This is a genomic window from Dysgonomonas sp. PH5-45 (assembly GCF_029893235.1).
In the GTDB taxonomy this organism is placed as follows: Bacteria; Bacteroidota; Bacteroidia; order Bacteroidales; family Dysgonomonadaceae; genus UBA1309.
Genome location: NZ_JARXWE010000028.1, coordinates 20,933 through 31,755, shown reverse-complemented (window position 1 = coordinate 31,755; position 10,823 = coordinate 20,933). Strand labels below are relative to the sequence as shown.

9 protein-coding genes are annotated in these 10,823 nt (G+C 37.9%); 6 read left to right on the top strand and 3 right to left on the bottom strand.

Going from position 1 to position 10,823, the window contains the following annotated elements:
• Positions 1-110: 110 nt before the first annotated feature.
• Both M2132_RS09850 and M2132_RS09845 read right to left on the bottom strand, forming a co-directional pair.
• Positions 111-740 (bottom strand): MjaI family restriction endonuclease, encoded by a 630-nt coding sequence (locus tag M2132_RS09850; RefSeq protein ID WP_280673196.1) that lies wholly within the window; start codon positions 738-740, stop codon positions 111-113.
• Positions 741-743: 3 nt separating this feature from the next.
• Positions 744-2,024 (bottom strand): DNA methyltransferase, encoded by a 1,281-nt coding sequence (locus tag M2132_RS09845; RefSeq protein ID WP_280673195.1) that lies wholly within the window; start codon positions 2,022-2,024, stop codon positions 744-746.
• Positions 2,025-2,529: 505 nt separating this feature from the next.
• Between M2132_RS09845 and M2132_RS09840 the strand changes: the two genes are divergently transcribed.
• Entirely contained in the window at positions 2,530-2,934 is a 405-nt protein-coding gene (locus M2132_RS09840; protein ID WP_280673194.1) for a DUF5856 family protein, read from the top strand.
• Positions 2,935-3,078: 144 nt separating this feature from the next.
• Here the strand turns inward: M2132_RS09840 and dacB are convergent, their stop codons facing one another.
• Complete coding sequence (dacB, locus tag M2132_RS09835; RefSeq protein WP_280673193.1) at positions 3,079-4,515, bottom strand: D-alanyl-D-alanine carboxypeptidase/D-alanyl-D-alanine-endopeptidase; 1,437 nt, start codon at positions 4,513-4,515, stop codon at positions 3,079-3,081.
• Positions 4,516-4,590: 75 nt separating this feature from the next.
• On the opposite strand from dacB, the gene M2132_RS09830 reads away from it, so the two are divergent.
• The 5 genes from M2132_RS09830 to M2132_RS09810 all read left to right on the top strand — a co-directional run bounded on the left by M2132_RS09830 (position 4,591) and on the right by M2132_RS09810 (position 10,572).
• On the top strand, positions 4,591-5,727 hold the full coding sequence (locus M2132_RS09830; RefSeq protein ID WP_280673192.1) for an AI-2E family transporter: 1,137 nt from the start codon (positions 4,591-4,593) through the stop codon (positions 5,725-5,727).
• A 44-nt stretch (positions 5,728-5,771) separates the two neighbouring features.
• Positions 5,772-6,140 (top strand): DUF3127 domain-containing protein, encoded by a 369-nt coding sequence (locus M2132_RS09825; protein ID WP_280673191.1) that lies wholly within the window; start codon positions 5,772-5,774, stop codon positions 6,138-6,140.
• 37 nt (positions 6,141-6,177) lie between these two features.
• On the top strand, positions 6,178-7,131 hold the full coding sequence (locus M2132_RS09820; RefSeq protein WP_280673190.1) for an NAD(P)-dependent oxidoreductase: 954 nt from the start codon (positions 6,178-6,180) through the stop codon (positions 7,129-7,131).
• Between the two features lie 293 nt (positions 7,132-7,424).
• Positions 7,425-8,642 (top strand): T9SS type A sorting domain-containing protein, encoded by a 1,218-nt coding sequence (locus M2132_RS09815; protein WP_280673189.1) that lies wholly within the window; start codon positions 7,425-7,427, stop codon positions 8,640-8,642.
• Between the two features lie 268 nt (positions 8,643-8,910).
• On the top strand, positions 8,911-10,572 hold the full coding sequence (locus M2132_RS09810; RefSeq protein ID WP_280673188.1) for a tetratricopeptide repeat protein: 1,662 nt from the start codon (positions 8,911-8,913) through the stop codon (positions 10,570-10,572).
• The last annotated feature ends 251 nt before the right edge of the window (positions 10,573-10,823 follow it).

Sequence of the window (10,823 nt, the reverse complement as noted above, 5' to 3'; positions counted from 1 at the left end):
AGAGATTGAGCAAATATTCAACGCGCTTATTTCATTGATAATAAATAATTTAACTAAACAAATCAGCGAATTGTTTCAACTACTGATTCGCATTATTAGCTATCTAGTATTCATTTCAGTCGTTCTATCTCCTTTTTTATTTCATCTATTACTTCCTTATTCATAATTTCTTTTCTTTCCCCATTTTTTGCAGAAAAGAGATAAAACACTTTCCCTCCAAACTCTTCTGTGAATTTAATGTGGGTTTCAGCTTGCAAATTATACTCTTTAAATATTTCCGAAAGTTGTATACCCGCATTAACAGGTTTTATTTGCAGCCCGATATATTTTTCATTAACTTTTATATAAAAATCAACATTAAATAATCTATCCCATTCATCAGAAGCAGGTTCTATTTTTATATTCAATATTTTTTGCAATTGCCCATAGATCGTACTTATTTCAGTCATGTAGCCATCAAATGTTCTGTCTATAACTAATTGAAACATGTAGTCTACACAATCTTTTTCTGTAATCTCTTCAACTTCAGATTGAATAACTTCTGTAATCTTTACATACAATTTCTTTCCAAGCTCTTCAATATGTTCTTTAGGCTTTACATTTTTGAAATAATACTCACGCCATTCTCCAACATCTTTGGGCGCACATTTTCTAATAGATTCTGAAGTCGAACCTACATTTCGTTTAAAATTCAACTGAAATCGATTCATCGCACTATTTAATATCCACTCTTTTGCCATTGTCTATAGATTTAAAAATTTATTTTTATACTTAAAGCTAATTGAGTTATCGACCATTGCCAATTTTTCTTTCAATAAATGTGCATTGATAAACGTCTTATTTTTCAAATATAAGTAAGCCATTAAATGATTTTCCGAATCGTGTTTTATTTCATCATATTTAAGAAAAACCTTTTTACCTTTTAGTTTTTTGTAAAGAAAATCTATTGCTTCTTTATTAACATTTAAGTTTTGCTTAATGCCAATTAATCTAATAATCAAATCGTTATTTAATTTAATTAATTCGGGAGAAATAATTTCTTTCACAAAGAAAAACTCTTCTCGCTTTCCTACACTTTCAGCATCTATTTTTGAACCATATTGTATTTTTTTAATATCAATTTTTTTATTCAACTTGTGCGTATCTATAAACTGATATGGAAGTTTTTTTATTTCTTTTTCAAAACCCTGTAAGATAGGCTTTTGTTGAATAAATTCAGTTTTAATCTTGGAAAAGACATCACTACCTCCAATTTTTTCTTCAATAATCGGAATAAATTCAGAATTGATTTCATACCCAATGGAGTTTCGATATAGTTTTTTCGCCACTGCTGCAGTTGTTCCACTTCCCATAAAAGGATCTAAAACAGTTTCATTTGGAAATGAAAACATACGAATAAGCCGATAAGGCAATTCTTCAGGAAACATCGCTAAATGCTTATCTTGTTTTACTCCTGAAAAATACCAATGTCCATTGAAATATGTGTTCCATTCTTCATTGGTCATTGCCGAATTTTCTTTTTGTTCTTTGGTCGGTTGTGGAGATTTTCCCTGCTTTTTGAAAAGCAAAATATATTCAAAATCCAATTTAACAATTCCATTTCTTGGATATGGGAAGCTTCCCATTATACTCGCTCCTCCCGAAGTGTTCATTGTAGTTGTTTTCTGCCAAACGATTTGTCCCATAAAATCAAAACCAATTGCTTCACAAAACTTTATGATTTCAGTATGAATTGGAATTATTTTGTAACGACCATAATAAGTTGAACGAGCAAATTGATCTCCAATATTTATGCAAAGTCGACAACCATCGTGTAATACCCGATAACATTCTTGCCAAACTATATTCAAATGATTTATATATGTTTCATAATCATCATGAAATCCGATTTGATTTTCTGACCCATAATCCTTTAATTGCCAATAGGGTGGAGAAGTAACTATTAAGTGAACACTTTTATCTTCGAGTTCGCTCATTTGCCTGCTATCCCCATTTATTATCTTATGAATTGTTGTTATATTCATTTTTAAATTTATTCTTTCTCTTACAAAGATAATGTTTTTCGTATCATGCTTGGAGGATATTTTTAGATTTCACACAAAGCAAAATGTTTTTTTGAGCGAAGGATTAAACATAACTTGTTTTAGCTCTTCTAAGACAAAAAAACTTTTTCCGAAAAGCGATAAAGAAAGAATGCTTTTGTTAATTCTTTTACCATATTCAACCCTTAAAATCTATACTATGCGAACTAATGTTATTAAGGCGTACAGAAATGAAATTATAAAAAACTCACGCATTTGCCGTAGTTATAATTCTTTTATTTTGACTTCTTCCAAAACAATTCTTCCCGATATCATGTTATAAGGATAGTTATTGATGATGACATTAACAAACCGTTAATTAAAAAATAAACATATAGACTGTAGCTATAAAGTATAATTATTATCAATTTAATTTATGGCCATATTTGATTTTTAATTATTACATTTGTCTATAATCGGAAAATATTAATAAATAAACTTTATAACTATGAGTGCTTCAACATTAAAAGAAAAGAAAACAACTTCAGCTAATGCTGAAATAGGTGAATTTTTGGGAAAGATATTTTCTTTCAACAACAGTCTTAAACTGCATCACTGGCATGTAACAGGCAAGGCCAGCTATTCTCAGCACATTGCCCTCGACCAGGCAATAGCCGACCTTCTGGACGCGACCGACCGTTTGGTAGAGACATCGTATGCCTTGAATGGCGATTTGGATATAGTAATCCCCGAAACTAAAAACCCGACGGATATAATAAAACATGCGGAAGATTTTTTCAAATACTCCGACAAACAAAGGGTTTTGTTTCCCGAAGCTTTCACACAAGCCATCATCGACGACTATCAGGAAGCAATACAGCAACTTCTTTATAGACTAAAAAGGCTACAATAAAATAAGATAACCAATTTCTCGATTGGACAAACAAGAGCTATCCTCTCTATGGGGGATGGCTCTTGTTGTTTGTTTACAACAACATCCGGAATTTATGGCATCTATTTCGGGCTAAAACCGGCAATCATCCTTCGATTACTAAACTCAGAATATACCCAGCAGTAAATTTTCAATTGCCTTAACAGCCTCACGGCGAGGGCAAGTAAAATTATTTACCATCACAACGAACGAGTATTTTTTGTCCTGCGTAAAGTAATATCCGGCATAACATTGCACACCGGCTATACTTCCGCTTTTTACTTTCACCTTGCCTTCAAGGCGACTTCCTTTGAGCAAGCCGCGAACAGTTCCTTCTTTGCCCGCAGCAGGAAACGACTGATAGTAACGGTTCCAGCTCGTTCCGCTACGTTGCATATACGAAAGAACAGAGCAAAGGAATTCGCTGCTCACGGCGTTCGATGGCGATAGACCACATCCATCGTACATAAACAGAGCGTTCACGTCCAAACCCTTTGTCTTCCAGAACGATTTAATTTGACCGACGCCTTCGTTCAAAGGTTCGGAATAAACTTTTTTATCTCTCACCCGCCCGATAGCACGAATAAGGTGTTCCGAAAAATGATTATTACTGCGGAAGTTTATCACCTTCACTATTTCCCACAAAGGGGGAGACTGATGCGTGTATATCTTCTCGTATTCAACCTGAAAGCTTAGTTCCGAAGAAAACATATTTTGCAGGTACTCCCTCCGTTGAGTTCTGACTCCCTGCACTTCGTATCCATGCTTATTTAAGTTAGCGGCAAGTGTTTGCCCAAGAAACAAACCGGGGTCAGGGATATCGCCCTTTATCGAGAAAGAGGCTTTTGCGGCCGGAATATCGCCCATCAGCAAACGGTGGCACGAAAACGGCTCGCCACAGATATAACCATTATCCTGTCCGCTTTTGTTCAGCTGCAGCATATTGGTAAATTTAAGACAATCGACCGCAGGCTCTGTCCTTAATATCCGGGGACACGAATCGGTATTCACCGTATTCATCACAAGGCGATAAGTGTTGTCAAAAACGCTGATACCATAAGCACCTGCTGCAAAATAGTTGCCCAAATCTTCCCTTATCCATTTGCTGGAAACCCCTTTATAGCCAAAATAGCTGTCGTCGACCAAAATTTGTACGCTTTTGGAGTTTACCTTTTCTTTGATGGCAGCTACCCACCGATTCAGAAACTCGCTTGCCGGATCGGAAATATATTCACTGCCCAGAGTAGGGTCGCCATAGCCTTTCACTATAATCAACCTCGGCACACTACGGTCGGCATAGAGTTCTGTTTTGAAGCGGAAATCAGCCCCCAAAAGCTCCATGGCGGTAGCTGTGGTCAGGGCTTTGAGTACAGATGCCGGAGTCAACGATTTTTTGGAATTATATTCGTGTACGGTTTTTCCGGACTCGTCTTTCACACAGACCGAAAGGTTTGCGTTTTCAAATCCTTTGGCACTGACAAACACCTCCAACGCGTTTTTTTTAGCCTGTCCAAAAGCCACAAGAGGGAGCATAATCCATAAAACAGCAAGTATATACCTCATATTCCTTTATCAAAAAAACAGTAATATTAAAAAATCGGATATCTTTGTAAAGATATAAATAAATACGATAACAATATGTCTAACAGATTTGACCGTCCGTTTACTTTCGACAGAGTTGTCCGCCTACTGATAAGCACCCTCTTGTTTGGTTTCGCAATCTACATGATTTATGTGCTCAGCAGTGTTTTGCTTCCTTTTCTTGTGGCATGGCTCATTGCCTACCTGATGAATCCGTTGGTTCGCTTCTTTCAGCGGAAACTGCATCTTAAAAACAGGCTTGCAGCCGTAACGCTTACCTTTTTTCTTGTTGTTTGCATTCTTACGGGAGCCGGTTTTTTGATAACCCCCATGATAGAAAAAGAAATAATCCAGATAAACGACCTGATAGCCTCTTACCAACTGCAAACCATTACCATAGACGGCATTCCGATGAGTGTTCACGACTTTTTGGTAGAGCATGTCGATTTCAACAGGATTAAAGAAGCCTTGTCGAAAGAGCAAGCCTCCGAAACCCTCAAATACCTGCTGCCTGCCGTTCAGGAATTCCTATCGAGCAGTATCTCCTTTATATTAGGCTTTACCGTAGTATTTATTGTGTTGCTATACCTTATCTTTATCCTGCTCGATTACGACAAGATAAACCTGCTTTGGCGGGAACTTATCCCTCCCAAGCACCGCCCTTTTGTAAACAAGCTTGCGCTCGATGTTGAGAAAAGCATGAATACATACTTCCGGCATCAGGCTCTTATATGTGTCATTGTGGGGATATTGTTCGCAATATGCTTCCAGATAATAGGGCTACCGCTGGCCATACTGATGGGTGTCATCATAGCCGTCCTGCACATGGTTCCTTATATGCATGCGCTGAGCCTTTTGCCTGCCGTTCTGCTTTGTTGGTTGAGGGTATCGCAAACGGGCGAAAGCTTCTGGCCTTACGTAGGAATAGTGGTGCTGATATATATAGGCATACAGTGTATAATAGATTTAATACTGATTCCTAAGATAATGGGGCGCGCCATGGGAATGAACCCAGCAATCATACTGCTGTCATTATCAATCTGGGGTTCGCTGCTGGGCATTGTCGGCATGATTATCGCTATCCCCACCACAACACTGCTGATTTCTTACTATCAACAATTTATAAACAAGATGGACGACGACAGTGCCGAAAAACTCGTTGAAAAGATGGAGGAAGAAACGCAGAAAGAATAGTTTTTCGTATCTTTGGTTTCTGTATTTATAAACTAAACATCATCATGCAATTAACAGCAAAATTGATACAAGTGCTGCCCCTGCAAACGGGTGTGGGACGAAACGGAGAGTGGAAAAAACAGGATATCGTTGTTGAAACAGACGGACAGTATCCAAAAAAAATATGTATCTCCATATGGGGCGACAAAGCCAACGAAAGTGTTTTACAGGTAGGAAACGTTTTGGATATCTCATTCGACGTTGAAAGCCGTGAGTATAACGGCCGCTGGTATACCGACGTAAAAGCATGGAAGGTAGACTTAGCTTCTCCGGCAGCAGCCATCCCCCCGGTGCCCGACTTTGCGCAGGCTCCTATCCCACCTTCGCCTCCTGTCGATTTTGGAGCAGATAGCGCGGACGATCTTCCTTTCTGAAAAAAGTATTCAAAAAATTTAAGACATTGTATTTTCAATGAAAAAAATATTGATGGGTTATAACTTTCATCGCGAAGGATTTTCTTCGCTCGAAGATAAGTTTGAACTGATTTACCCCGAAAAACAGTCCTTCAGAAAAGAAGAGATGATAGAAAAGATTGCCGAGGCCAACGTTCTTATCCCCAATTTCAGCTTCTATATAGATGCCGAAATTATGGACAGCGCTCCCAATCTGGAACTCATCGCCAACTTTGGCGTTGGTTATAACAATATAGATGTTGAATATGCCACATCGAAGGGAATTGTTGTTGCCAACACTCCCGAATCGGTATTAGAACCTACGGCCGAACTATGCTTCGGGCTTATTTTGGCAACAGCCCGCCGAATAGGGTTCTACAACAATCAGGTGCGCCAACCCGAAGGAATCGGCTGGGGATTGTACGACGAGTTGGGGTCGTCTGTTTTTGGCAAAACCTTGGGAATATTCGGCATGGGGCGCATAGGGCAGGCTGTGGCACGCAGGGCTATGGCTTCGGGTATGAAAATCGTATATCACAACCGCACACGCTTGCCGGAAGATATAGAGAATAAATACAATGCGCAATATGTAAGCTTCGAAGAGTTATTGGCGCTGGCAGACGTTCTTTCGCTAAACGCTCCCGCTACCAAAGAAACCTTCCACCTGATAGGGGAAAACGAATTTAAAAAAATGAAGCCATCAGCAATCCTTATCAATACTGCCCGTGGGGCTTTGATTGACGAAGAAGCATTGGCCGCCGCCTTGAAAAACGGAACAATCCGGGCAGCCGGGCTGGATGTATTTGAACATGAGCCCAAAATTCACCCCGAATTGCTAAAACTCAACCACAATACGGTTTTGACACCGCATGCAGGCACTCAAACATGGGAGGGACGGTTGGATATGCAGGCCGAAGTTTCAAGAAACATATTAGGCTTTTATTCCGGTGGCGAGTTTGCACGGGTAAACTAAACCAAGCCTTGATTTGATATATTGACAAATAAAGAGGTGCAAAAGATATGTTTTTGAATACATTACAGACTCTTTAACACAATTTGTTTGTCTGTCACACCTTTTTAACGTAACATTGTATCCCAACTTTGGCTTAGAGGCGAGAGTCTAAACGCAAACCGTATGCTTCTTCAAAGTTTTGGTTATACTGACTATATAATAGGTAGCAAATAAAAGATTGAAAACCAGATTCGAGAGACTGGACGATTTAATTAAGATACATTAATTTTAATATTACTAACAATTATTTAATTATGAAAAAAGTTTTACAAAGTTTGGCATCTGTAATGATGCTTTTGTTGGTTGCAACAACTGTAACCGCTCAAGACAGGCTGAAAATAAACAATGAGAATCTTAGATTCGACAGCGAAGCCTTTGCCAAAAATCTTTCAACAATGAAGCAACTTACTTCTTCTGATGCTTCTCTTTTCAAATCTACATCGTCTGATGATCCTAAATTCGGAGGATGTGTATTTCAGTTAGGTAATACAAAACCCTATACTGTTGCTACTTTTACAGCAAATGGTACTGAGCCTCTTTCTGTAATACAAGAGCAAGATCCAGAAAACCCTTACAAATACCTCTTCATTTCAGGAGTTTTGAGTGGCGATAAGTATTATACATTGAATATTGGACCTGATGGCAGCAATTATCGCAATACTGTTTTTAATGCTAATACATGGGAAGAAATTAATGTAATTACCGAATTTAGTTCTTACGCAGAAATCCCCATTTTGTTGGCTGTTGACCCGACTTCGGACGGAAGTAGGGCATATGGATTCTGTTCTGACAGTCAAAACTCAGGGATGTACCTTATCGAATATAAACTAACTGAAGATGACTTTTTCCCTGTTACAGTTATCACTGAATCACCTATCAAAACAAACCTTTCTACTATTGCTTTCGATAGCAATGGATCGCTATTCGGTATAGGTGTTAACGGTATGCTTTATGAAATTGATGTGACAAACGGAAAAATGTATGATGTAGCTTCGCTTGTAGATCCATTATTCAGCAAATTCGGAAACGGAAATTACCTTCCTATTTCTGCCATAAAATTCCCTCAAGGTGCAACAAATATTGGTAATGTTTACTATGCTTCAATGGTAATTGGTGCTGGCTCTGATCTTGGTTCACTTTTCCTTTATTTAAATTTGGAAGAAGATCAAATTGGCGTTACACTTCCTTTAGGAAAAGATGACACCAGAGCACTTGCGATTTGCGGCATGTTTGACTATTCAAAATTAAAAGGCTCTTCTATCAACGACGAACAAGCAAATGTTGTTGCTAACGTTAGAGGTGGAGAAAACACTATCAGCGTTGAGGCTGACAATGTAGAAGTTTCTGTTTACAACGCAAATGGTCAACTTGTTGCTTCTAAAACCGTTAACGGTTCTGCAGACTTCTCTGTTCAAGCAGGATTGTATATCGTTAAAGCAAACAACCAAGCAACTAAAGTTCTTGTAAAATAATTTTAGCGAAAAATAAATCTTAGCGGAGCTATCCTTGCGGGTAGCTCCGTTTTTTTGCTATATCCCCCCCTTCTATGGGGATAAAAAGGGGAGGGTATAACACAACTCAAAAGCACGCATTTTCCGTGAAATGCCTATTTTATTCGGTTTTACGTTCTAAAATGCAGTTATAAGCAGGTTTTATATTTATATTTGTAAATCAAATTTATGAATGTCTATTCAGGCCGAGGGATGAAACCCATCACCCTCCCCTTTGTAGGAACCAAATATGAATAATACTGTTTTTATACACAAAATATTACCGTTGTGTTTCTTCCTTCTTTTTCCGTTGTGTTCGTTATTTGGCAACACAGAAAAGGAATGCGACAGACTTATTGAACAGGGAATCAATGCAGCACAGAAAGAAGACTATGTGAAATCGTTAGAGTTTCTGAACGAGGCCAAAATCATTGCCGAAAACAGCAACCTGCACAAACAACACTTCTGGACTCTGACCAATATAGGCATAAACTATGCCGAAATGCTCGACTACAGCGAGGCTCTCGATAATTTTCTTGAGGCCTACAAAATTGCATTGAAACATTTGGACGCAAGAAACGAAATGAGTATCCTTAATAACATTGCCGGACTGTATCTGTTAGACAAAAAGTATGATAAAGCCGACGAATACTTCAAAAAAGTGTACGATTATGCCAAAGAAACAAAAGATAGCCTACTGATAGGGGGATGCGCCATGAACATTGCTCTGACAGGAAACTACATAAACAATGTAAAGCAAGCCGAAGAATATCTGGTCATTGCCTCCGAAATGCTGAAAAATCAGCCAAAAGAATTAATTCAAGCTAAAACATTCAGAATAAGCACACTAATACTAAAAGGAGATTACGAACAAGCCGAAAAACTATCGTTAGAGCTGATGCCTATGCTCGAAGACATAGAGTTACGCAATCTGAAAATTTCGGTACTCATACAAATCATCAAAATTAATAACAAGAAAAAGAATTACAAAAAAGCCCTCGAATATTGCCGGATGGCACTAAACAGCGATGCCAATATCGAAAACAAAGCGGAAATATACGCGCTGATGTCCAACCTATTTCAGGCCAACGGGCAATATGACAAAGCTTTGGCATACAAAGACTCAATTATGACCGCGATAGACTCGCTGAACATAATAAAAGACGGTAAACACTTTGAAAACAGCAGAATAAAATTTGAGTTGCTAAAAAACGAGAAAGAACTTTCCGACAGCCAATCCAAATTAAAAACCGAACGGATTATCTTCGTTTCGGTCATTATCATAGCTGTCATCATAACCCTTATTCTTATCTGGGCTTTCCGCAATAAATCGGTAAAAAACAAGCAACGCCAAAAAATTGTGGAATTGGAGTTGGAACAAGAGAAAAACAAAAAGATTCTGCTCGAAAAACAACTGCAAGAACAAGAAACCTTGGCTCTGCTTGAGCAAGAACGTTTAACAAACGAACAAGAAAGGCTGATGCGCGAAATAGAATCGAAAAACAGAGAACTCACAGCCAAAGCCCTGTTCTTGTCGAACCGAAACGAACTGATAGAAAATATTGTAAATTCTTTATCAGATTCGCACGAAGTATCGAACAATAAAAAACTGCTTGATAATATTCAGCAACTAAAAAATCAACTGAAAGAAAATACAGAATTGGATAGTTTTATCTCGCATTTTGAACAAATAAACCAGAATTTCATAGCAGCCCTCAGAGAAAAACACTCAAATCTGACAGCAAACGAAGTTCGATTCCTGTCGTGCATCTATATTAATTTGAATACTAAAGAGATATCATCACTGCTGAATATCACTCCCGAATATTGCAAAAAGAAAAAACAACAAATTGCTCAAAAAATGGGACTGACCAGCACATCTCTATTATATAGTTATATCTCTAAATTATAGAACCTTTTTTAACAAACATCCTGCCGTTAATATACGTTTGGCTATCAACACGTTATAAAACACCATCCTTTTTAAACCTTTATACCCTCCCTTTTTTATCCCCCTACTATGGAGGACATTTGTGTAGTATTTTCGATATTTACAAAACGACAAGTCACCGTTCCGGCATATTCTCTTGTCAAAATATTTATTTTTTTACTCGAATTAGGAACATAAAAGTAAATATTTAAACAAAAGTTAATATGGATTCT